12 protein-coding genes are annotated in these 24,018 nt (G+C 69.2%); 9 read left to right on the top strand and 3 right to left on the bottom strand.

Translation table 11 applies throughout. The annotated features are described in order from the left end of the window. Nucleotides 1-9 precede the first annotated feature (9 nt). The 9 genes from ACFYOU_RS30545 (at nucleotide 10) to rfbB (ending at nucleotide 15,879) form a co-directional block, all read left to right on the top strand. On the top strand, nucleotides 10-2,649 hold the full coding sequence (locus ACFYOU_RS30545; protein ID WP_391310191.1) for an SDR family NAD(P)-dependent oxidoreductase: 2,640 nt from the start codon (nucleotides 10-12) through the stop codon (nucleotides 2,647-2,649). A 26-nt stretch (nucleotides 2,650-2,675) separates the two neighbouring features. Further along, entirely contained in the window at nucleotides 2,676-8,129 is a 5,454-nt protein-coding gene (locus ACFYOU_RS30540) for an SDR family NAD(P)-dependent oxidoreductase (protein ID WP_391310178.1), read from the top strand. A 31-nt stretch (nucleotides 8,130-8,160) separates the two neighbouring features. Then, nucleotides 8,161-9,429 (top strand): activator-dependent family glycosyltransferase, encoded by a 1,269-nt coding sequence (locus tag ACFYOU_RS30535; protein ID WP_391310176.1) that lies wholly within the window; start codon nucleotides 8,161-8,163, stop codon nucleotides 9,427-9,429. A gap of 12 nt (nucleotides 9,430-9,441) precedes the next feature. Then, on the top strand, nucleotides 9,442-10,362 hold the full coding sequence (gene rfbA / locus ACFYOU_RS30530) for a glucose-1-phosphate thymidylyltransferase RfbA (protein ID WP_391310173.1): 921 nt from the start codon (nucleotides 9,442-9,444) through the stop codon (nucleotides 10,360-10,362). Nucleotides 10,363-10,588: 226 nt separating this feature from the next. After that, nucleotides 10,589-11,710, top strand: a complete 1,122-nt coding sequence (locus tag ACFYOU_RS30525) for a DegT/DnrJ/EryC1/StrS family aminotransferase (RefSeq protein WP_391310171.1) — start codon at nucleotides 10,589-10,591, stop codon at nucleotides 11,708-11,710. Nucleotides 11,711-11,731: 21 nt separating this feature from the next. After that, nucleotides 11,732-12,334 carry a dTDP-4-dehydrorhamnose 3,5-epimerase family protein gene (locus ACFYOU_RS30520; protein WP_391310170.1) on the top strand — a complete coding sequence of 201 codons (603 nt, stop codon included), beginning with the start codon at nucleotides 11,732-11,734 and terminating at the stop codon, nucleotides 12,332-12,334. A 14-nt stretch (nucleotides 12,335-12,348) separates the two neighbouring features. Then, the gene (locus ACFYOU_RS30515) at nucleotides 12,349-13,326 is read left to right on the top strand and encodes an NAD-dependent epimerase/dehydratase family protein (protein WP_391310189.1); all 978 of its coding nucleotides are present in this window, start codon (nucleotides 12,349-12,351) and stop codon (nucleotides 13,324-13,326) included. After that, complete coding sequence (locus ACFYOU_RS30510) at nucleotides 13,323-14,708, top strand: NDP-hexose 2,3-dehydratase family protein (RefSeq protein WP_391310168.1); 1,386 nt, start codon at nucleotides 13,323-13,325, stop codon at nucleotides 14,706-14,708. Before ACFYOU_RS30515 ends, ACFYOU_RS30510 begins: the two co-directional genes overlap by 4 nt. A gap of 142 nt (nucleotides 14,709-14,850) precedes the next feature. Next, a complete protein-coding gene (gene rfbB / locus ACFYOU_RS30505; RefSeq protein ID WP_391310166.1) occupies nucleotides 14,851-15,879 on the top strand; it encodes a dTDP-glucose 4,6-dehydratase in 1,029 nt (342 codons plus the stop codon). Between the two features lie 51 nt (nucleotides 15,880-15,930). On the opposite strand, the gene ACFYOU_RS30500 is transcribed toward rfbB, so the two are convergent. The 3 genes from ACFYOU_RS30500 to ACFYOU_RS30490 all read right to left on the bottom strand — a co-directional run bounded on the left by ACFYOU_RS30500 (nucleotide 15,931) and on the right by ACFYOU_RS30490 (nucleotide 24,011). Continuing rightward, nucleotides 15,931-17,118, bottom strand: coding sequence for an SRPBCC family protein (locus ACFYOU_RS30500; protein ID WP_391310164.1), 1,188 nt, complete (start codon nucleotides 17,116-17,118; stop codon nucleotides 15,931-15,933). A 1,212-nt stretch (nucleotides 17,119-18,330) separates the two neighbouring features. Then, nucleotides 18,331-20,283, bottom strand: coding sequence for a hypothetical protein (locus tag ACFYOU_RS30495; protein WP_391310162.1), 1,953 nt, complete (start codon nucleotides 20,281-20,283; stop codon nucleotides 18,331-18,333). Next, nucleotides 20,280-24,011 carry a DUF5682 family protein gene (locus tag ACFYOU_RS30490; RefSeq protein ID WP_391310159.1) on the bottom strand — a complete coding sequence of 1,244 codons (3,732 nt, stop codon included), beginning with the start codon at nucleotides 24,009-24,011 and terminating at the stop codon, nucleotides 20,280-20,282. The genes ACFYOU_RS30495 and ACFYOU_RS30490 overlap by 4 nt, the downstream gene beginning before the upstream one ends. Nucleotides 24,012-24,018 lie beyond the last annotated feature (7 nt).

Genomic DNA, 24,018 nt, shown 5'->3' with positions numbered 1-24,018 from the left:
GGGGCGGGTGTGGAGTTGGCGGGGTCGGGTGGGTGGTTGTTCACTGCGCGGTTGTCTTCGCACACCCATCCCTGGCTTAACGAACACCGCGTCGGAGACACGATCTGTGTGCCGGGGGCCGCGTTGGTCGAGTCCGTGCTCAAGGCAGGGGCGGAGGTCGGTTGCGAGGTGGTCGAGGAGATCACCATCACGGCTCCGCTCGTCGTGCCGGACGAAGGGCGACTGCACCTCCAGGTACTTGTCGCCGCACCTGATAGCGACGGCCTGCGCGGGGTGACGGTGTTCGCGCGGTCGAACCCCACCACCGAATGGGCCCTGCACGCCGAGGGGCGTCTCAGCCAGCTACGGGAGGAGAGCGAGGGCGATCTGTCGCACTGGCCGCCCCCTGGGAGCGAGCCCGTCGCGGTAGACGACCTTTACGAACGGTTCGAGCACGCGGGCCTGCATTACGGTCCGAAGTTCCGAGGCGTTCGAACAGCCTGGCGACTCGGCGACGAGATGTTCACTGAGGTCGGGCCCACCACTGACGTGGCGTCCGCGGGATTCCTCCTGCATCCAGCCCTCTTCGACGCCGCGGTGCACTCGGCTGCGGTGGCAGCGGACGGAAGCGAAAACAGGCTCCCCTTCTCGTGGGAGGGCGTCACCCTGCATTCGACGAACGCGTCTGCGTTGCGGGTCCGGATCACCCCGACCGGGCCGAACCGGGTCGCGGTGTTCGCGGCAGACCAGGACGGGCGTCCCGTGGTCAGTATCGACGCACTCGGTCTTCGAGCCGTAGCCGCCCCCTCGCCCGACGGGGAAGGACAGCTCCACCGTCCCGCGTGGGTCGAGACGGCCCCGTCCGTTGCCCCGGTCGAGCCGGACGCTGACTGGGCCGTGGTCGGTGGGGACGATCCCCTCACGGAGGGCGGCCGCCCTTGGGAAGTCGCTAGGTTCGCCGATCTGCACGGGCTCAGGGAGGACTTGAACTCCGGAACGCCCGCCCCCTCGGTGGTGGTCGTCCCGCTCGTGGCGGTGGAGGGTACCGATGCGGCAGCCGCGGCTCGCAGTACCACCGCGCACATCCTCGCCCTGGTCCAGGATTGGCTAGGGGATCCCCGGTTCGGTGCCTCGACACTAGTGTTCCTCAGCCGAACGGCACCGAGCGCTCCTCCGGTTCCGTCGTACACGGCAGTCGCCGCCGCGCGGGCCCTGGTGCGCTCGGCGCAGACGGAACACCCCGGCCGCTTCCACCTGGTCGAGTGCGACAGGAATGAACTTGGGACCGCCGAGTTGGCCAGAGCCCTGACTCTGGGCGAACCGCACGTTCTCCTCCGCGACGGCGGGGTGTTCGTACGAGACCTGGTGCGGGACGAGGCTGTCGGCACAGTGCCGGATTGGGGCGACAGCGCGTTGATCACTGGCGGCACCGGCGCACTCGGAAGCCAAGTGGCACGCCACCTGGTTGCGGTGCACGGGGTCCGGCGCATCGTGCTGGCGAGCCGTCGGGGTTCGGCTGCGCCGGGAGCCGAGAGCCTGGTCGCGGAGCTCACGGAACTGGGTGCCGAGGTCCATGTACGCTCGGTGGATCTCACGGACAGGGAAGCCGCCGCGTCCCTGTTGGCTGATCAACCGGTCACGGCGGTGGTGCACGCCGCGGGAGTCGTCGTGGACCGGGTCCTCGAGTCACTTCGTTCCGAGGACGTCACCGCTGTCTTCGAACCCAAGGTGGACGTGGCCCTCCACCTGCACGAGCTCACGCAGGACAGCGACCTTCGTGCCTTCGTCCTGTTCTCGTCCGTGGCCGGGGTGCTCGGTGCTCCGGGTCAGGGCAACTACGCGGCCGCCAACGGGTTCCTGGACGCGTTGGCCGAGCAGAGGCATGCCGCAGGTCTTCCGGCCACCTCCATCGCCTGGGGTCTGTGGGAGACGCCCAGTGGATTGACGGCCGCACTGGGCGAACGGGACCGGAGTCGGATGGTATCCGCGGGTGTCCAGCCGATGTCCGCGGAGAGCGGGCTCGATCTGCTGGATCGGGCCGTTGCCGCGTCCGCTCCGCTATGGGTCGGGGCGCGAATTCTTCCAGACCGACTCCCTGCGCAGGCTGGCGGTTCCTTCGCAGCCCGGACACGGCGAATCGGCTCCGCCGGTACCACGCGACCGGCGGGGAACACGCCTCGGGAGGAACGTCTCGTCGTTCGCCTTCGCCAGTTGTCCGGCGCCCAGAGGTCCCAGGCTGCGTTGTCGGCCGTTCTGACGGAAACCGCCCGGGTGCTTGGACACAACGGAACCGGCTCACTGCGTGGTGACCGGGACTTCAAGGAACTCGGATTCGATTCGCTCACGGCCGTGGAACTGCGCAACAGGCTTGACGAGGTCACCGGGATGCGTCTCCCGGCGAGCCTCGCCTTCGATCACCCGAACCCGCGTGCACTCGCCGAGTACTTGCTGTCGCTGCTTCGCGAACACGAATCCGCCACAGAGCAGGAGGAGCGCGTCCGGCGGCTGCTGGCCGATCTTCCGCTGGCACGGCTGCGCGAGGCCGGGTTGTTGGACGGACTCCTGGGACTCGTGGATGAACCGGTGTCGACGGTCCGTCGCACCGATGACCAGATCGATGCCATGGAAGCGGACGACCTGGTCGAGATGGCACTGCGGCAGAACAGCTGACGGATCTCGCAGAAGAAGGGTGGAGCATGGCAAGCCAGGACAGCCGCGTGCTGGACGCGCTCAGGGCGTCGCTCAAGGAGTCAGCACGTCTGCGCGAAGAGAATGAAGATCTGCGGACCGCGGCGGCCGAACCGATTGCGATCATCGCGATGAGTTGCCGGTACCCCGGTGGAATCGCGTCCCCGGAAGACCTGTGGGACCTAGTGGAAGCCGGCGGGGACGGCGTTGGGCCCTTTCCGCAGGACCGGGGGTGGGCCCTGTCCGACCTGTTCGACGACAACCCGGATCACCGGGGGAGCACCTATGCGCGGGAAGGCGGCTTCCTCAGCGGGGTAGGCGACTTCGACGCCGCCTTCTTTGGGATATCACCCCGTGAGGCGATCACCATGGACCCGCAGCAGCGGCTCCTCCTCGAAGCCTCCTGGGAGGTGTTGGAGAGGGCCGGAATCGCCCCGACCTCCGTGCGGGGCAGCCGAACGGCGGTGTTCGCGGGTGTCATGGCCAGCGGATACGGAACGCGTCAGTTGCTGGCCGAGGGCGGTGCCGGCGAGTACGAGGGATACCTGGGCAACGGAAGCCTCGGCAGTGTGACCTCCGGGCGCATCGCTTACGCGCTGGGGCTGGAAGGGCCGGCGATCACCGTGGACACTGCGTGCTCGTCCTCGTTGGTGGCCCTCCATCTCGCGGCCCAATCGCTACGTCGGGGCGAGTGCTCCATGGCCTTGGCCGGCGGTGTCACCGTGATGTCAACGCCTTCCCTGTTCGTCGAGTTCAGTCGACAGCGGGCCCTGGCGCCGGACGGGCGTTGCAAGTCGTTCAGTTCGACCGCGGACGGCACCGGTTGGTCCGAGGGTGTCGGTGTGTTGCTTCTGGAGCGGTTCTCCGACGCCAGGCGCCTCGGCCACCCGGTGCTGGCCGTGCTCCGGGGATCGGCCGTCAACCAGGACGGTGCCTCGAACGGCCTGACCGCACCCAACGGTCCCGCACAACAGCGGGTGATCCGGGCGGCATTGGCCGACGCCGGGCTCGGCGCCGCCGACGTGGACGTACTGGAGGCCCATGGCACCGGAACGCGCCTGGGCGACCCAATCGAGGCGCAGGCCGTGCTGTCCACATACGGTCAGGACCGACACGTACCCCTTCTTTTGGGCTCGTTGAAGTCGAACCTCGGCCATGCCCAGGCCGCGGCGGGCGTTGGTGGTGTCATCAAGATGGTCCAGTCGATGCATCACGGCATCCTGCCCAAGACGCTCCACGTCGAGGAACCGAATCCGCAGGTCGACTGGGCCGGCGGCAGGGTGCGGCTGCTCACCGAGCAGGAACCCTGGCCGATCGTGGACAGGCCACGCCGCGCAGCCGTTTCAGCGTTCGGGGTGAGCGGCACGAACGCGCACGTGATCCTTGAGCAACCGGGTGGAGCTGCGGCGGTCACGGAAGCGGAGCCCTCTGAGCCCCAGGAGCCGGGGCAGACCCTGACGATGTGGCCGGTGTCCGCGGCCGACGGTCCTGCGCTCCGGGCTCAGGCACGCGGCCTCGTCACCCGCCTGACCGATTCCGCAGAGCTCCCCGCGGACGTCGGATGGTCCCTGGCGACCACGAGGGCCGCCCTGGAGCATCGTGCCGTCGTACTCGGCACCAGCCGCGACGAACTACTGGCAGCCCTCGGCACCATCGCCGAGGGCCGGATCACCACGGCTCCGGTGGGACAGGCGGTCGAAGGCGGAGCGGTCTTCGTGTTCCCGGGCCAGGGCAGCCAGTGGGTGGGCATGGGCAAGGAGCTACTCGGGGAGTCTCCGGAGTTCCACGCCTCGATGAGACGCTGCGCCGAGGCGCTCGCCGAACACGTCGACTGGGACCTCTTCGAGGTGCTGGACGACCCCGAGGCCCTGAGTCGTTGCGACGTCGTCCAACCGGTGCTGTTCGCCGTCATGGTGTCCCTGGCAGCGCTGTGGCGGTCGTACGGAGTGCAGCCTCTGGCGGTGGTCGGCCATTCGCAGGGAGAGATCGCAGCTGCGCACGTCGCCGGGGCACTCAGCCTGCGGGATGCCGCTCGGGTCGTGGCGGTACGCAGTCGACTGATCGCGCACTCGCTGGCCGGGCGCGGGGGCATGGTGTCGATGCCCTGTTCCGCGGACGAAGCGACGGCCATGCTCCTTCCCTGGGGCGGCCGGCTCACTGTCGCCGCGTACAACGGCCCCACCAGCACGATCGTTGCTGGTGACGCGGCTGCGGTAGACGAACTGGTGAAGAGCTGCGAGGTGAGGGGAGTCCGGGCGCGCCGGGTTCCGGTCGACTACGCCTCGCACAGCGAGCACGTCGAGTCCGTTCGAGAGGAACTGCTCACCAGGCTGTCCGGTGTGCACCCGAAGGACGCCGAGCTCACCTACTACTCAGGTCTGACGGGCGGCCCACTCGAACGCACCGAACTCGATGCGTCCTACTGGTACGAGAACCTACGACAGCCGGTCGACTTCGCCCGTGCGGTGCAGGCCTTGCTCGCCGACGGACACCGCCTGCTCATCGAGTGCAGCCCGCGTCCGGTGATGGCGCCGGCGCTGCAGGGAGTGGTGGACGAGGCGCAGTCGCCGGCGGTGGTCCTCGGCTCGCTCCGCAGGGAGAAGGGTGGACTGGCGGAGTTCCTGAGGTCGCTCGCCGCGGCCCAGACACATGGGGGAGACATCGACTGGACGGCGGTGTACGGTGCCGGCCGACGGCGTGTGGACCTGCCGACCTATCCCTTCCAGCGGCGGCGGTTCTGGCTGGACGATCCCCGCGGTGCGGCGTCCGATCCCGGGGGACTCGGACTCGACCCGCTGGAGCACGGTCTCCTTGCGGCCGGTACGGCCCTGCCCGACTCGGGCGGCCACCTCTTCACTTCCCGGCTGTCAGTCTCCACCCACCCGTGGCTCGCCGATCACGTGGTCGGTGGCACGATCGTGGTGCCCGGAGCGGTCCTGGTAGAGATCGCCGTTCGAGCGGGTGATGAACTCGGCTGCCGTCGGATCGAGGAACTGAGCGGGCTCAGGCCGATAGTGCTGTCGCCGACCTCGGCGCTCCGGCTGCGTGTGACGGTGGGCGGCGCCGACCCGGAGGGCACGCGTACCTTCCACGTGCACGGGAAGGACGAGGCGGAACCCCGGGAATCCGAGTGGACCCTCCATGCGACGGGCACGCTCGTACCCGGACCGGGGGTCGGGCCGGCGGGTCCGGAGCGGTGGTCTCCGGTGGGAACGGAGCTGGACGTCGACGGCATGTACCGGGACCTGGCGAGCACCGGGCTGCACTACGGACCCGCGTTCCGAGGACTGCGCAGGGCCTGGCGTGCCGAGGGCGGTACCACGCACGCCGAGGTGACCCCGCCTGAGGGGATCGACACCGAGGGATACGTCCTGCACCCCGCGCTGCTGGACGCAGCGCTGCACGCGGTGGCCGCACGCGCTTCGGGAACGGCGGCGGAGCCGCGGCTCCCGTTCGTGTGGTCCGGTGTCACCCTGCACGCGACGCAGGGCACCCGGCTGCACGTGCGCCTCACGGAGACGGGTGACGACGGATCGGTCTCCGTCGACATCAGCGATCCGACCGGAAACCCCGTCGCGACGATCGCACGGGTGGTCACTCGGCCCCAGGGGACCTCCCCGCCGACGACAGTCCCTGATCCCCGTTCCGGCATGCTGTACCGGCCGGTATGGCAGGAACGGGAAGCCCCCGCGCCGGACGGCGTGCACTTCGTGGACCACCTCGACGAAGTGCCCGAACTGCTCGACCGCGGTGACGTCGTCGCTGTGGAACTCGGGTACGAGCCCGGTGACGGGACAGGAATCGGCGCGGCCGCCCGTGAACTGACCACCCGCACTCTCGCCCTCGTACAGGCGTGGCTCGCCGAACCGCGATTCTCCGCGGCGCGTCTGGCCCTGGTCACCCGCGGCGCAGTGGGGGGCGAGCTGACCGACCCAGTTCTGGCTGCGGCCTGGGGGCTGGTCCGCACGGCCCAGTCCGAGCACCCGGGTACGTTCGTGCTCGTCGACGTCGGGGCCGACGGTGACCTCGCCCTCGTCGGTGCGGCTGTGGCAACCGGTGAACCACAGGTTCTGGTCCACCAAGGTGCCCTCCGCACCCTGCGACTGCGGGTCGCGGACCGTTCCGCCGAGGCCGAGGAACAGCCCCGACGGTTCGCGGGCCCCGAGGGAACGGTTCTGATCACCGGGGGCAGCGGAGGCGTGGGGCGTCTACTCGCTCGGCACCTCGCGGTCCGACACGGGGTGCGGCACCTGACGATTCTGTCCCGTCGGGGTCCGAGGGCGCCCGGGGCCGACGAACTGGTCGAGGAACTCGCCACGCACGGGGCGGCGGTCGACCTCGTCTCCTGCGACGTGTCGGACCGCGATGCCCTCGACGACACCCTGAGGAAGCTGGAGCGCCCCCTGCACGCAGTGGTGCACGCGGCGGGTGTTCTGGACGACGCCGCGATCACCTCGCTGACGCCAGGGCACATCGAGGGGGTCCTCGCACCGAAGGTGGACGGCCTGGTGCACCTGGACGAACTGACCCGGGGCACGGACCTCACCCACTTCCTGGTGTTCTCCTCGCTGGCCGGCGTCCTCGGCGGGCCTGGCCAGGGTAACTACGCCGCTGCCAACGCGTTCCTGGACGCCTTCGCACTCCGGCGGAGCCGGGAGGGTCGGCCCACCATTTCGCTGGCGTGGGGCCTGTGGGAGGTCGACAGTGACATGACTGGACACCTCGACGCAGCCGATCGGCGGCGGATCAGCCACGGAGGAGTGCTTCCCCTGGCGGACGAGCCGGGCCTGGCGCTGTTCGACGCCGCCCTGGAAGACGGGGGACCGTGGCAAGCACCTGCACGGCTGGACCTCAATGCTCCCGGCGACCGGGCGGCCGCCCCACCGTTTCCCCTGACCGATCTGGCCTCTGGCTGGCCGACCGCACGCCCCACGGCGGCCCCGGCGGGGGAGGGCACGTCACTGGCTGAGGAACTCCTCGGCCTGACGCCGACCAACCGGGAACAGGTCCTGAGGGATCTTGTGTTCGGACAGGTTGCGGCGGTCCTGGGGCACGAGCAGGTGGCGCTGGATTCCTCGCGCCCGTTCAGGGAACTCGGCTTCGATTCGCTCACTGCGGTCGAGCTCCGCAACCGACTCAACGCGGCTACCGGTCTGCGGCTGCCCGCGACCTTGGTGTTCGACCATCCCAGCCCGGGAGAGCTGCTGAACCATGTGAGGGCGCAGTTGGTGGGGGACCGATCCGCCACGGACCGGCTGTTGGATGAACTGGACCGAATCGGGCAGTCCTTCGCCCGGGTGGCTGCCACGAAGGACGAGCGCGCCGAGGTGAGGTCCCGACTTGAGGAACTGCTCACCAGGTGGGGCGCCGAGCACAACGGTTCGGCTGCCAAGAAGTCCATCGAGGCGGCCAACGACGACGAGATGTTCGCTCTGATCGACGCCGAATTCGGCGCTCCGTAACCGCCCGACTAGGAAAGGTGTTGAGGCTGCCATGCGGGTGATCTTCGCGTCGTTCGCTCTGAAGACTCACTTCTTCAGCCAGGTTCCGCTTGCCTGGGCACTCCGTTCGTCAGGCCATGAGGTACGCGTGGCGAGCCAACCCTCGCTGACCGAGGCGATCACGGCCGCGGGCTTGACTGCCGTTGCCGTGGGGACGGACCACTCATGGCGGGAGACCATGTCGGGAGCCTCGGCACCCCACTCCGACTGGGACGCCGGACTCGACCTTGACCCGACGCGACCGGGAGTCCACCACTGGGAGGTGCTGCGGGGGGTCAACGCTCAGCTCACGGAACGGTTCTTCGCGTCGGCCAACAACGACTCGATGGTGGACGACCTCGTGCGGTTCGCACGAGGATGGCGTCCGGACCTGGTCATTTGGGAGCCGTTCACCCCGGCGGGCGCCATCGCCGCGGAGGCGTCGGGGTCCGCACACGCCAGACTGCTGTGGGGTGCCGACCTCTTCGTCGACCAGCGGCGGGAGTACCTCCGGGAACGACTACTCCAACCGGCTGAACAGCGCAAAGACCCGCTTGCCGAGTGGATGTCGGGCAAGGCGGAGAAATACGGGTTGTCCTTCGACGAGCGGCTGCTGCGCGGGCACTGGACCATCGACCAGATGCCGGCAAGCATCCGTCTGCCGCTCGGCGAGCGCACCCTCCCCATGCGCTACATCCCCTACAACGGGCACTCCGTCGTTCCGCCCTGGTTGCGCGAGACGCCAACCCGTCCTCGCGTGTGTGTCACCTTCGGAACCACCGCGCGGGAGGGGACCGGGGACGGGGCGGAGTCCCTGACCAGGATCCTCGAGGGTTTGGACGGTTTGGACGTCGAGGTGATCGCGACCCTCGACGCGGCCCAGCTCGGGACGATGTCGAAGGTCCCGGACAACGTGAAGCCCTTTGACTTCGTGCCGCTGACCGTCCTCCTGCCCGGTTGTTCGGCAATCGTGCACCACGGCGGTGCCGGAACATGGTCGACCGCGGTGGCAGCCGGTGTTCCGCAGTTGATCGTTCCCTCGGAATGGGATGACTACTACCGAGCAAGGCGAACCGCCGAACTCGGGGCCGGTCTCGTCGTCGCACACGACGGTCTCGACGCGGCGGCCGTGCGCGCCGGCGTTCAACGGCTGATTGCCGAACCCCGGTTCTCGGACGGTGCTGAACGACTACGGGGTGAGATGGCGGCCGATCCGGCACCGGGCGATCTGGTCCACACGCTGGAGAAGTGGACGCTGGAGCAGTTGGAATCCGGGTACTAAGGCCGTGATGACATGCGGGGAATAGTTCTGGCCGGCGGTTCGGGGTCGCGACTTCGACCACTCACGCTGGCCCTGTCGAAGCAACTCATGCCCATCTACGACAAGCCCATGGTCTACTATCCGATCTCCACGCTCATGATGGCGGGTATCACCGAGGTCCTCCTCGTCACCACCCCTGACGATCAGCAGCAGTTCCAGCGACTCCTCGGCGACGGTGGACAGTGGGGGATGAACTTCAGCTATGTCGCCCAGAATCAACCCGAGGGGATCGCGGAGGCACTGGTTCTCGGCGCGGGATTCATAGGCGATGAGCAAGTAGCCCTGATCCTTGGTGACAACATCTTCCACGGTGCCGGTCTAGGCACCAGGTTGTCGGAGCAGACCGTGGTCGAGGGGGCTCGTGTCTTCGCCTACCCGGTAGCGGACCCCACCCAGTTCGGTGTCGTCGAGTTCGACGAACTCGGCAAGGTGACCTCCATCGAAGAGAAGCCCGAGAAGCCGAAGTCCAGATACGCGATCCCGGGGCTGTACTTCTACGACCAGCAGAGCGTGGAGATCGCCCGCAAGCTGAAGCCCAGTTCGCGGGGGGAACTGGAGATCACCGCAGTGAACGAGGAGTACCTCCGTCAAGGAAGGCTCCGGGTGACGATTCTGGACCGCGGGGCAGCGTGGCTGGACACGGGCACCTTCGAGGCGCTCGTGCAGGCGTCGGAGTACGTACGGGTCGTCGAGCAGCGGCAGGGCTTCAAGATCGGGTGTGTTGAGGAAGTCGCCTGGCGCATGGGGCTGATCGACGACCATCAACTGCGTTCCCTGGCAGAGCCGCTGCTCAGGAGTGGCTACGGCACGTACCTGTTGGACCTCCTGAATGGCCCGGAGGCTCCGCACGAAACGACCAGCCGGCGGGCGCGGAGACTCCGGGTCGCCCCGTGAACCGGGCGCCTCGGCGCACGGCACGAGGAGCGCTGAGAACGTCGGGTGGGCTCATCTCGGCGGCCGGACACCGCACCACCGTCGGGTTCCCGTGAGCGGCGCGGCAACCCACTAACGCCCGCGGCCGAAGAGGCGCCGGATCGCCGCGCAGTGATCGACCGGAATCCGATGGGTCTCGTCGGGTGACTGCCGCTCCATAGCAGGCCAAATTGATGGGGAGAACTACGTGACCATTTATGTGTGGGACTACCTGGCAGAGTACGAGACGGAGAGGACGGAGATCCTGAAGGCCGTGGACAAGGTCTTCAGCTCCGGCCAACTGGTACTCGGTGAGAGCGTGGCGAGCTTTGAGTCGGAGTTCGCCGAGTATCACGGCGCCGAGTTCTGTGTGGGCGTTGACAACGGAACCAACGCACTGAAGTTGGCGCTTGAGTCCCTGGGCATCGGACCGGGTGACGAGGTCATCACCGTGTCCAACACGGCTGCGCCGACGGTCGTCGCCATCGTGAGCACGGGCGCGACGCCGGTGTTTGTCGACGTCCGCGAGGTCGACTACCTCATGGACACGGGCCTGGTGGAGGACGCGATCTCGCCGCGAACTAAGGCGATCCTCCCCGTCCACCTCTACGGCCAGTGTGTCGATATGGATGCGCTCCAGCTCATCGCCGACCGACACGGCCTCTTCATCGTGGAGGACTGTGCACAGGCTCACGGGGCCCGCCACCACGGCAGGATCGCCGGCAGCATGGGTGATGCCGCCGCGTTCTCCTTCTACCCGACCAAGGTCCTGGGTGCCTACGGCGACGGCGGCGCGGTCATCACCTCCCATGAGTCCACGCACCGTCAGTTGCGCCAGCTGCGCTACTACGGCATGGAGGAGACCTACTACGTGGTGCGAACTCCGGGCCACAACGCACGACTGGACGAAGTGCAGGCCGAGATCCTGCGCTGCAAGCTGGCCCGCCTACCGCAGTACCTGGAGGGTCGACAGGCGGTGGCGCGCCGCTACGAGGACGGACTCGGCGACATGGTCGGCCAGAACGGCCTGGTACTTCCCGCGGTGAACGAGGGGAACACCCACTCGTACTACGTGTACGTCGTGCGGCATGCCCGCCGTGACCACATCATCAGTGCCCTCAAAGAACAGGGGATTTCACTCAACATCAGCTATCCATGGCCCGTGCATCGCATGTCGGGATTTGCGCACCTAGGTTGGGAGGCCGGGTCGTTGCCCGTTACCGAATCGCTCGCCACTCAGATCTTCTCCCTGCCGATGTACCCGTCGCTTTCCGAGTCCCGACAGGACAAGGTCATCGATGCGTTGCGCGGCGTACTGGAAAGTCTCTAACGAAGTGGGAGGTGCAGGTCGATGCAGGTAAATGAGCTGGACATTGAAGGGTGCTTCGAGTTCACTCCGGAGGTGTATAGGGACCATCGCGGTCTCTTCTCCTCCCCGTACCAGGACAATCCCTTCGTGGAAGGAGTGGGGAAGTCTATATTCCCGGTGCGGGACATCAGCTACAACATCTCGGATCGTGGTGTTCTCCGCGGAATCCACTTCACCAAGGTGCCGCCCGGTCGGGCCAAGTACGTGTACTGCCCCACCGGCCGGGTGAACGACTACCTCGTTGACCTGCGGATCGGCTCTCCGACCTTCGGCGAGTGGCGAGTTGCCGAGCTGAGCGGAGAAAACCCCAAGTCGCTGATGATTCCGGATGGAGTAGGTCACGCCTTTTTGGCACTTGAGCCGAATTCCATGCTGGTCTACGTCATGGCGGGCGGGTACGTGCCCGAGCACGAGTACGCGATATCCCCCTTTGACCCGGAGGTGGGTCTGGAGATTCCGGAGGGCTATGACATCGCCCAGTCGGAGCGGGACCGCGCAGCCCCTACGCTCGCCCAGGCGAGGGAACTCGGCATGCTTCCCGACTATGAGGCGTGCAAGCAGGTGGAGGCAGAGCTGTGGAGGTGAGGAGGCCTTTGATCGTGTTGCTTGGTGCAGCCGGCTTCATCGGATCTGCAGTGCTGACGGAACTGGCGCGACTGCCAGTGCGCATCAGATGCGTCGGCCGTCGTCCCCTCGCGGCTCCGCCCGGTGTCAGGGCGGAGATCGAGGTACTCGAACGTGACCTCGTGGAGCCCGGGGCGATGGCATCCGCGGTGGACGGTGCCGACGTCATCGTTCATGCAGTGCTCTACAGCGCGGCCACGTCGACCTGGCGCATCGAAGAGGGTGACACATCAGCCGAACGCGTCAACGTCGGCCTGATGGGTGATCTCGTCGACGTCCTTTCCGGGAGCGCGGCAGAGCGGCCACCGAAGGTGGTCTACATCGGAACCGTCATGCAAGCGGGCCCCCACGACAAGGGGCTGTTGGATGGAACGGAGGTCGACCGGCCGGTCACCGAGTACGACCGTCAGAAACTCGCCGCGGAACGAGTGCTGTTGGACGGACACGGCAGCGGCGTTCTCCGCGGTGTCTCGCTCCGGTTGCCGACCGTCTTCGGCCCTGGGCGGGGAACCGGCGCGTTTGACAGGGGCGTGGTGTCAGCCATGGCTCGCAGGGCGCTGGACGGCAACCCGCTCACCATGTGGCATGACGGCACGGTCGAGCGGGATCTGGTCTACGTCGACGACGTGGCTCGGGCCGTCGTGGCGGCGGTGGACCACGTGGAGCACCTGGGCGGCCGGAACTGGCTGATCGGCACCGGCGTCGGAGAGCCACTGGGGCCGGTGTTCGAGCAAGTCGCCACCCTGGCGGCCGAGCGGACGGGGAAGCCGCGGGTTCCGGTGGTGTCCGTCGAGCCTCCAGCAGGGTCGGAGCCGACGGACTTCCACAACGTCGTAGTCGATGCCAACGCGTTCCGCGGGGTGACCGGCTGGCGCCCTCAGGTGTCTCTGGGGGAGGGCCTGCGCCGCACCGTGGAGTTCCTTGCGGAAACGGGAAAGAGGGTCGCGCCGTGAGGTCGGGCGGGTCCCCTGCGCTGCGCTCCAGAGCCGGATCGGAGCCGGAAGCCCGACTTGCCCGTTCCGCCGCGGATCGAACGGGCCGTCACCTACGCACCGAGGACGTCGTCCATTGGCTCGCAGCGCGGTACGAATCCCACGCATTCCAGGTGGAGGGCGTTCCACTCGACGAACTGAACGGGTGGCACTTCGAGGCGGACACAGGAAACCTCGTCCACGAGAGCGGCCGGTTCTTCTCCATCGTCGGCATCTCGGCCTCGGTGAGCCACGCGGAGATCCCGGCCTGGCAGCAACCGATCATCCGTCAGCAAGAGGTGGGAATCCTGGGGCTGCTCGTCAAGGAGTTCGACGGGGTTCCGCACTTCCTGATGCAGGCCAAGATGGAGCCCGGCAATCCGAACCTGATCCAGCTCTCTCCCACGGTGCAAGCCACACGGAGCAACTTCGAACAGGTGCATCGGGGTTCTTCGGTGAGCTACCTGGAGCACTTCGTGCATCCGGAGCACGTAATCGCCGATTCGCTTCAGTCGGAGCACGGGTCGTGGTTCCACCAGAAGTTCAACCGCAACATGGTGGTGGAGACTCACGCAGACGTTCCGCTGCACGATGACTTCTGCTGGTTGACCCTGGGACAGATCGGAAGGCTGCTCCGTCTGCCGAACGTGGTGAACATGGACGCGCGGTCGATCATCTCGTGCCTGCCGCTCGTACCGGACGGAGGCTCCGCGCTCCACACCGACTTGGAGGTGACGTCCTGGTTGGTGGGGGAACGCGCACGACATTCCACCGAAGTGCGGCTCATAGGACTGGACGAGGTCGACGGGTGGCATCGAGAAGCGGAAGCCGTCGCCCGCCCGGACGGACGCTACTTCCGTGTGCGGGGGGTGACCGTGCGGGCCGGTAGCCGGGAGGTGCCCTCGTGGAGTCAGCCACTTCTCGAGCCCTCCGGCGTCGGTGTTGCCGCCTTCGTCTTCCGCCGTATGGACGGTGTCCCACACCTCCTGGTCCAGGCGAAGGTGGAGGCGGGCTTTCGAAACGTGGTGGAAATGGCGCCCACCGTGCAGTGCACTCCCGAGAACTGGACGGGTCGTGCACGGATAGGCCGTCCGCGTTTCCTCGACTACGTGGTGGCCTCGGCCGATGCGGGAGCGGCCGACTACGACGTGGTGCAGTCAGAGGAGGGCGGGAGGTTCCTGAACGCGGAGATCCGCTACATCTTCGTGCAGGCCGGCGGGGACGAGTCAGCCGGTGACCCGCCATCCGGCTTCCGGTGGCTGTCCGTGGAACAACTGCGGCACATGACCGCGGGGGGGCACGTGGTGAACGTGCAGGCGCGAACCCTCCTCTCGCTCGTCAACTCCGGTGCCGTCGTTCTGTGAGCGCACCAGGGTGCGACCAGTAGCCGAGTCCGTCCTGCTTGCTCGTCAGGATCCGTTTCGTCACGGATGCGCGCGAGGAAGCGTGGCCGGGCAACCGTGTCCCGGTGAGGAGGCACGGAATACATGTCGTGGGGGTGGAAGCATGCGTCTTCTCGTGACCGGCGGGGCCGGTTTCATCGGTTCCGAGTTCGTCCGTCAGCTGATGTCCGGCCGGCTGCGGACCGAACTCGCCCCGGACTGTTGGAACACCGACCCCGAACTGCAGGTGACCGTCCTCGACAGCCTGTCCTACTCGGGCGTACGGGAGAACCTAGAGGATTTGGAGGGGACGCCGGGCTATCGGTTCGTCCATGGCGACATCCGTGACACTGCCCTCGTGGGCGAGGTGATGGACGGACAGGAGGCGGTGGTCCACTTCGCGGCGGAGACCCATGTGGACCGGTCCATCAAGGAGGCCGCACCGTTCGTCACCACCAATGTTCTGGGTACGCACGTCCTCTTGGAGGCTGCCCGCGCTCATCGGGTGCGACGTTTCCTCCACGTGTCGACCGACGAGGTGTACGGGTCGATCGATGAGGGGTCGTGGGGGACCGACCAGCCTCTCTCCCCGAACTCGCCGTACGCAGCGTCGAAGGCCGCCTCGGATCTCCTCGCCCTGTCGTTCCACCGTACTTTCGGGATGGACGTAGTGGTGACGCGTTGCTCGAACAACTATGGGCCGCGCCAGTTCCCGGAGAAGGTCATCCCCCTATTCGTGACGCGTCTGCTGGAGGGGCTGCCGGTGCCCCTGTACGGCGACGGCAGCCATGTACGGGATTGGCTGCACGTGAGCGATCACTGTCGTGGAATCGCGTTGGCGCTTTCCCGGGGCCGGGCCGGGGAGGTCTACCACTTCGGTGGGGGACGCGAGCTGAGCAACCTCGAACTCGCCGCTGAACTCGTTCGACTCACGGGTGCGAGGCCCGACCTCATTCGACGGGTTTCCGACAGGCGCGGCCATGACCTCCGCTACTCACTGGACATTGGCCGCAGTCGACGGGAACTGGGCTACGAGCCTCGGGTGCCGTTCGGTCGGGGGCTCTGCGACACCGTCTCCTGGTACCGCGACAGCCGGTCCTGGTGGGAGCCTCTGACGAACCGGGTCGAGGAATGTGCGGGGGCCGTCGGCTGAACGGGTGCGCGGGTGGGTGCCGTTCTGTTGCACGGCACCCACCCGCGGACTTCATTCCTGTCGAACGCTGGCCTCGACCCGCTCGGGTTCGAGCCCGAGCCCGTTGCCCCCGGCAAGCATGTCGTTGCACACGCGGTGGAAGTGCGTGATGATGCACTCCCGCTCGCTCAGGATGTTCTGTTGGTAGACGGACGAGTGCGTCGTTGCTCTGACGTCGACCCATTCGTCAACGTCCTGCTGGATGACCGCCTTGTAGAGTTCCCAGTAGAACTCCACCAGCCGGAGGTACTCGGGATCGTCGTTCTCGTCGGTCTTGTACCGCAGTTCCCAGGCTTCGAAGCGCGTCTTGTCCACGCTGAGCGGGACAGCTCGGAAGACCTGGGTGTGCAGGGCCTGACAGTTGGCCACGGCCGTGGGAAAGAGTTGGTAGTTGCAGATCGCATGGGCCGTGTGGTCCAGGGTGCGCTGGAGCTCTTCGAGGACGCCTAGGAACGGGACGAAGTACATGCCGTTGCGTCCGTGCACGTGTGTGGTCGAGTGCCGGGCGTCCTTGCCTTCCTTTCCGCCCATGCCGTGCAGGGCCTGAGCGTGGTAGTACTCGCCAAACGCGTCGATCGCGACCTTCCAGTTGACGTCCACCTCCCACTCGACCTTCTCGACGAGTTCCATGTCCTCCATCCGGAAGGCGCCGAGGTCAGCAGCCACTTCTGGCGCGATCCAGTCCTCAAGCGGCCCGGCCACTCCGGGGCCGGCCAGTACAGCCCACACCCAGCCACCCCACTCGCCGAGGTCGAGGCCCGGGGCACACAGACCGGCTAAGGCGTTCTTGTCGAAGTCCTGACGGTCGGGGACCCCGGTCACCCTGCCATCGGTGCTGTAGGCCCAGTTGTGCCAACGGCAGGTGAAGCGGCGTGCATTGGTGCCACTCTTCTCCACGATCCGGGCGCCCCGGTGCTGGCAGACGTTGTGGAAGCCCGTGAGGCCGCCGTCTTCCAGCCGAGTAATGACGATGCTCTCGCCGTGCCCCTCCCAGACGTGGTGGTCACCCTCCTTGGCGATCTGCTCAGACCGGCAGATGATCTGCCAACTGCGGTTGAGGACGCGAATGCGTTCTAGTTCGTACCGCTCCGGGTCGCGGTAGACATCGGCGTCGAGAATCGCCGGTCCTATCGGGGGCACGTTCGGGACGCCGGGCCCGAAGCGTGCGGGCAGGTCGCCTCGGGTGGGTTGGAAAACCATGGTGAACCTCCACTGGGTCGGAGTAGGTTCTTTCGGTCTTGGTCCGTACCGGGTTTAGGGTAAGAACAGGCCAGTGGCTAGCGTGCGTCACTGGTCACGAAACTCTCCAGAGGGAGGCTAACGCTCTACACAAAGAGATATCAAGGGGTTCCATTGTCGTTCAGGAATGCGCCGTGTAAGCGGAGTGGGGCATGTTGGATGAATAAGTGAATCGGAATCATCCGCGCCGCGGAGGGAGATGTTGCTGTAGTCAACAACTTTCTGCTTCCTGTTCTGCCTGGCCTCGGCTGTTTGAGGGGTTCATGATGGCGAGTAAAGGTATCTTCGGATTTTCCGTGAGGTTCGGAACGGGGGGAGGGTGATTCTTGGCTCGACGTGAGTCTTGGGGGCTCCCCGTCGTACCCGGACATTCCGGAATCCTCTGCGGCCCGGCTCTGTTGCTCCTCGTCAGTAGAGTTGCCGGAGTGGTGCGGGGCCGCGCGAACCGCAGCGGTGAGAGGTGTGAAATCTGCGCCCCGGTTTGAATCATTCAGCTGCGCCGACATGGTGCGCATCGACTGAATGGTGGTCTCGTGGCGTGATTTCCGGGGCGAGAGAAACATCTAGCCGGAGCGTGAGGCGAATTTTCTCGTCCGCTCGCCGCTTGGGGGCGGCTGGTGCTGAGGTGTCCGGTGAAATGAGTAACTTCGGGCGCGTAGCCGTCTGATCGTCGTCCACCCTGGTGGAGGGACGTCCGTGGCGTGTTCCGCCAGCGGACCGGTCTTCCAGCGGACGCCATCGGAGCGTTCTTGGCGCAGGACGTCGCCGAAGTCGACGAAGAGAAGTTTCGGTAGGCCGAGCACCCGTGTCACCCACCGGTCGGTATCGTCCATCCATGTGATGGCCTCACACGGCTCGAAACCGGGCCGGAACAAGGACCGTCCGTGCTCCGGGTTGAGCCAGACCCGCAGGGGGCGCCACCGGGACGAGCGGCCCCGTGCTCCTCGTGGGTCCGCTCTCGCCGTCCAGGAACTCACTGGTAGATCCCGGGACGCCTCTCCGGCCTGGTCGCATGTGGGTTGAGCGGCCTGTCGACGTCGAGGAACAGCATGGGTCGGTTCACGGCTCCTCGGGTTTTGCTGATCATCGGCCCGCCCCGGGAGGTGCGGCTGCGGAGAGCGTCTTGGCGGTGGGCCGGTGTGTGGTGATCACGAGGTGGGTGTGATCACCACATCAGAGCCGTCCTGATGCCGCTGGAGCACCTCCTGTGCTGCTGTCCGACGGTTGCCATGTCGCCCGGACCAGGGCCCGTTCGGTGCCGGCGAGGTAGACGGCCGCGGCGAGCCAGGCGCGGGCGTACGCGTCGGGGTCGGCCTCTTCGGTGCGACCGAAGACGTCCCGGCCGCGCCGGTCCGCCTCCGAGGCCAGCTCCGTCAACAGGTCCCCTGCCGCACGGAATCCGACTCGGCGCAGGGCCGCGGCGGCCCCGGCACGATCGCCGTCGCGCGCGGGTTGGGCGACGGCTCGACGGCCACCCGACACGGCGACCTCGACCAGCCGCCGCAGCCGCCACAACGGTGCCTCCGCCACCGGGTCCGGTGGGACCCCGGGGAGCCCTGCCGTCTCCGGCAGTGCGTCGCCGGGCGGCAGATGGACGCCTTCGAGGCGGTCGTAGCCCAGGTCGGCGTGGCCCGACCACTCCTCCGGCAGGCGCAGGGTCGTCGTGTCGTCGTCCGGCAGCGGCCCGACGGCCAGGGGTCGGAGCGTGGCGGCGCGGTCGGGGTCCGGACGGCCGATGACACGCAGCCGCAGCCCGGGACGGGACGCCAGCCGACGGAGGTTCGCGGTGTGCGCCAGGTCGGGATGGCCGTGGGCCGGCAGCAACCGGATCAGCAGGCCGTCCCGGTCCACCCCGCCGGGCAGCAACTCCCGGGCGAGCACGTGGTCGTTGAACGCTCCGACGATGACCAGATCACAGCCGACCAGCTCACCGGCCGACTGCCGCACCTGCTCGGGGTCGCCCACCGGAACGTTCCCGAGCCCGCCGCCCACGGACTCGGCGAGGGGCCGCGCGAACAGGGCGGCCAAGGACCCCGAGGTCCAGGACCGGCCCGGGATCGGCGTCGCCCGGACTCCCTTGCCCGCTCCGAGCCGACCGTCCGACGAGAGGGTCGCCCCCGAGACCAGCAGCCCACCGCGCGAGAGCCGGGCGTGATCGAGGCTGCCCGAGCCCAGTGCGACCGTGGCCGTCGCGGCGCCGCGCGCACGGGCGGAACCGCCCGGTTTGACGTCCGCGACGCTGAACCAGCGCCCGTCGTCGGAGATGACGTGCGTGACCACCCCGCCGAACCCGGTGGCCGAGATCACCGGCTCCCGACACACTCCGTGCACGCGCAGGGCGCCTTCCGGGCGGTAGGCGCGGCGGGCGGACCCGATCCACGCCGGGTCCGGCGGCTCCGGGCCGGTCAACAGGGTGGTGGTCAGCAGGAGTTCACGTAGGTTGTCGGCCAGGTCGGCCAGCCGGTGGCCGTCCTGGCGGGAGCGGACGCCCCGCAGTCCGCGCACCACCCGCAGCGCCGCACCCTCCGCGCGGTACAGCCCGGCGAGTCGCGCCGAGTGCGAGGCCCGCAGCAACTCCGCCTGTGCGACCGCGCCCGCCGCGGGCACCCCGGCGGCCAGTGCCGCCACCGCAGCGGACCACAGGGCGCGGGCGGCGTCCCGTTGCGCGGTCGTGAGGTCGGTCCGCGCCGGGACCCCCACGGCCTGCGCGGCTGGCGCAGCGCCCGGGGCTGCCCCCGCGCCCCCGCCGGTCGCCGCGCCCCCCTCGGTCGCCGTACCGGGGTCGGCCGTCGTACCGGGATCGGCCACCGGGCCCGCGGGGGGCACCTGGTCCGCGTCGGCCACCGGGCAGGCGCTCAGCACGGTGGCCCGGTGCAGACACCTCGGCGCCAACAGGCAACTGCACACCACCTGCTCGGCTTCCGTGACCGCTCCGGAAGGACCGGGGGTGAGGACGACCTCCGCGTCCGCACCGCACCGCACCCGCCGCTCGGCGCCCTCCACGACGACGGCAACGGCCGCAAGGGCCTCCACCGCGGCGTCCAGCTTCTTGCGCAGCCGGGAGGTCAGACCCGCCACCGCGGCAGCGGTCACCTCGGGTGCGGCCGGGGGAAGTTCGGTGTTCATCGGGACTCTCCGCGGAGGCGTTCGCCCACCCAGCGGGCGAGGGCGAGAGGACTGAGGGCGGCGACGGGCATGCCGGCCGCGACCAACTGTTGGGCGATGGGCACGGAGTAGCGCGGGCTGCCGTTGTCGTCCAGCGCGGCACAGCCCAACAGGTGCACCCCCGAACTCGCGAGGGCCCGCACCTCGCCGAGCAGCCCGCCGAGCGGGTAGCCCTCCTCGAAGTCGCTCACCACCACCACGAGGGTCCGGCTCGGCACCGTCACCAGGGAGCGGGCGTGGGCCAGACCGGCCGCGATGTGGGTGCCGCCGCCCACGCGCACCTCCAGCAGCAGGGACAACGGGTCGTCGACCCGGTCCGTCAGATCGATCACGTCCGTCGAGAACGCCAGGAAGTGCGTGCTGAGCGTGGGCACACCGCCGAGCACGGCCGCCGTCAGCGCCGACCAGATGACGGAAGCCTCCATGGACCCGGACACGTCGACCACCAGGACCAGCCGCCAGTCCGCCTCCGTACGGGAACGGGTGCTGAACACCGGCCGCTCCGGAACCACCAGGGTGCTGCCGTCGGCTCTTTTGCGGGCGTGGACGAGGTTGGCCCGCAGGGTGCGCGGCAGGTCGATCCGGCCTCCCGGACGGCGGGTCGGGCGGGGCGTGGCGAGTCCGGTCAGCGCCGGACGCATCCGGGTGGCCAGCTCCTTGGCCAGTTCGTCGACCAGTCGGCGCACCAGCGGGCGCAGTCGCGCGAGTTGCTGCTCCGGCAGCCCGCCCGCCAGCGACAGCACGGACGTCAGCAGATCGATGGACGGACGCACCGCCCCGGGGTCGAGTTCGGTCAGCACGTCGCTGCGTCCCTGGTCGGCGGCGCGCGCCAGGACCTCCTCACGCACCTCCGCGCCGAACAGCGCCTGGAGTTCCTCGGCCCATTCGCGCGCGGTCGGGAAGGACGTGTCCTGTCCGCCGCCGTGACCGCCTTCCCGGCCCAGGTCCGAGGAGCCCTCCCCGCGGCCCGTGCCGTACAGCTCGTCGAGTGCGTGGGCGTATCGACGGGCGTCCGTCGGGAGCCGGTCGTGTTCCCTGCCGAGCAGCAGCCGCCACCGGTCCGTCGCCGACAGACGCAGTACGCCGGCGCACGGCTCGCCCGCGTCGGACCCGCGCGGTACCACCGCGCGGGTGGCGTCGGCGGCCGGTGCCCCAACGACGCGCGCCCCAACGACGCGTGCCTCAACAGCTCGTGCCTCGGCGGTCAGTGCCTCCGCGGCCGGCGTCTCGGCGGGCCGGTGCGGCGCGGAGGCCGGTCGTAGGGAGGCCGCTTCCGCACGGCCGACCTCGTCCGCCGCCGTCCACAGGGCCAGGAGCTGCGGGGAAGCACCCAGCGCGAGGTCGAGACGGTCGCCCAGCCGTTCCGTCACGGTGTGCAACAGCCGGTCGCGGCCTGCGGGGGTGAGCGTGTCGAAGCCACCGCGCAGCGCCGGCAGCCGGTCCAGGAAACCCCGGTCGTCGAGCGAGTCGATCCGGTCGAGCAGCGGGTCGAGGGCGGTAGGTGCCGACTGGAGCAGCGGCGCGGCCCCGGTCAGCAGCCCGACGAGCCGACGGGCCAGCGCGCGCCGTGCGTCGGGACCGGTGGCCGTGTCGATCCAGCCGGCAGCCCGGGAACCGAGCGTCTCGGCGTCCTCCAGGTCGAACAGGACCCGGCAGGCCAGAGCGGCGCCCTGGATGAGAGGGGACGCGGAGTCCGCGAGGCGGGCCAACGCCTCGTCCATCCGCAGCCCCAGGCGGAGTTCACCGGCGCGCGCGGCCAGGGCGACCAGCGCGGCCGCCTCCTGCGGGTCGTCGCTGCCCGCCAGCCCCGGCAGGGACCGTACCGCCGACTCCAGGAGGTCGGCGGCGAGCGAACCCGCCGCCTGCCTGCCCGCAGGCGTCGTGCCGGGCAGGTGTCCCCGGCGCAGCGCCTCCAGCAGGTCCAGCCCGGTGAGGATCTCGGGGATCGTCGCGGACGCGGGCAGCACCTCGGCGGCCTCGGCCAGCCGCTGGGCGACCAGCGCGGGCAGATCGCAGCGCGCGGCGTCCCGCAGCCCCGTCAGCATGAGGGCGCAGGTGGGGCCGCCGTCGGCCGACTCCCTGCGGAAGGTCTCCCGCAGCGTGCCCTCCGCCGCCAGCGCGGCGCTCACACCGCGCACCCCGGCCAGGTCGAGCCGGACGGGCACGGCGGGGACCCACGACAGCCGCCACCGTGTGGAGAGCGCGGCGGAGTCGCCCGTACCGGACACCGCCACCGGCTCGCCGTATCCCACCCCGCACACCTCCAACCGGCGCAGGAGGATCTCGCGGCGGTGGTCGAGGGCCGAACGCAGCGGGTCGAGCCGCAGCTCGCGCGGCGCGGGATCGTCCGGTCCGGGCAGCCGCAGGGCGGCGAGTTCGGTCTCGACGGACGGCCCGAGCCCGGAGCGCGGTGTGCCCGGGGCGACCCGGCCGCGCTCGGTGCCGACCAGGACCACTTCCAGGGCCCGCGCCAGGGCCCGGCCGCGGCCGAGCGGTTCGCCCTGACCCAGGACCACCGTGAGGGCTTCGAGGAGTTCGCTGCGGCCCGGGGCCGGCAGCCCGCGCAACCGGGCCAGGTCACCGGCCACGCGCAGCGTCTCGCGGGCCTCGCCCGTCCCCGCCGTGTGCCCGGCCGCCCGCAGCTCCCGGCACACCCGGGTGATCGCCCCGGCCGCGGCGTCGTGCAGCAGCTCGGGATCGCCCCCGGCGCCGAACACCGCCTGCTGCCAGCGCGGATCGCGGATGCCTGCGGGATAGCCGGACCGGGAGTCCAGCAGGTCGAACGCGTAGGGCACCAGGGAGGTGACGACGGCGGACGGGTCCCCCGGTCGCGCCGTTGCCGTCGCTGCCGCACTGCGCGCCGCCGCCCCTTCCGCGGTCGGCGCCACCGGCACGGTCGTGCCGTCGGCCGGGGGCCGCCGGGCCGTCACATCGGCCAGTGCCGGGGCGTGGAAGGCGCCGATCACCGCCGCGACCCGCCGTCCACCCGCCGCCGCGAGGGCGATCGTGTCCCGCATGTGGGCCTCGCGCGCCAGGTCCACGGCGGACACCCCGCCGGACGACGCGGCGTCCTGGCGCAGTGCCCAGCCGACGCTCAGCGCGGCCCGGCGCAGCACCTCGGGAGCACAGCCCGGGGCGCGCACCTCCACGCTGCGGTCCCACAGGTCGTCCCCGGCCCGGCCGGTCCCGGCAGCGGTGAGCGCCTGCGCGAAGGAGGTGGGTGCGGACCGGTCGGCGGACCCGGCGACCGCCTCGCGCAGGTCCCCGGGGGCATCCGGGTCGGGGCCGTCCCAGCGCGGGTCGGCCATCGGCAGATCGCAGCAGACGACCTCCACTCCCCGCTCCCGGGCCCAGCGGACCGCGGCGAGTTCGGGGGAGAAGTCGGCGAACGGGTAGAAGCCGAGCCGCCCGCCCTGCCCGGCGCCCGCGAGTGCGACCGGCGCGAGGGTGCCGGGCGCGCCGAGGTGGACGAGCCACGGCTGGAAGTCGGTCGGCAGTTCCACGCACACCACGTCGGCGCCGGCCGCGTCCAGCAGTGCGGGCACCGCCGCGGCGAGCGCGGGGCTGTGGTGCCGTACGCCCAGCAGGTACGGCACCGCCGAGCCGGCGAGGGCGTCGAGCGCCGCCCGCGGCTCTTCTGCGAGCGCCGCCCGCGGGTCCTCTACGGGAGCCGCCCGTGGGTCTTCCACAGGTGCC

This window comes from Streptomyces sp. NPDC005955, assembly GCF_042871255.1.
Taxonomy (GTDB): domain Bacteria; phylum Actinomycetota; class Actinomycetes; order Streptomycetales; family Streptomycetaceae; genus Streptomyces.
Note: the sequence above shows the minus strand (reverse complement) of the source record. Positions and strands in the feature narration are given on the sequence as shown.

Excerpts from the sequence above, each read along its gene's own strand:
- ACFYOU_RS30540 (WP_391310178.1), top strand. The coding sequence starts at position 2,676 with ATGGCAAGCCAGGACAGCCGCGTGCTGGACGCGCTCAGGGCGTCGCTC.
- ACFYOU_RS30535 (WP_391310176.1), top strand. The coding sequence starts at position 8,161 with ATGCGGGTGATCTTCGCGTCGTTCGCTCTGAAGACTCACTTCTTCAGC.
- rfbA (WP_391310173.1), top strand. The coding sequence starts at position 9,442 with ATGCGGGGAATAGTTCTGGCCGGCGGTTCGGGGTCGCGACTTCGACCA.
- ACFYOU_RS30520 (WP_391310170.1), top strand. The coding sequence starts at position 11,732 with ATGCAGGTAAATGAGCTGGACATTGAAGGGTGCTTCGAGTTCACTCCG.
- rfbB (WP_391310166.1), top strand. The coding sequence starts at position 14,851 with ATGCGTCTTCTCGTGACCGGCGGGGCCGGTTTCATCGGTTCCGAGTTC.
- ACFYOU_RS30500 (WP_391310164.1), bottom strand. The coding sequence starts at position 17,118 with ATGGTTTTCCAACCCACCCGAGGCGACCTGCCCGCACGCTTCGGGCCC.
- ACFYOU_RS30495 (WP_391310162.1), bottom strand. The coding sequence starts at position 20,283 with ATGAACACCGAACTTCCCCCGGCCGCACCCGAGGTGACCGCTGCCGCG.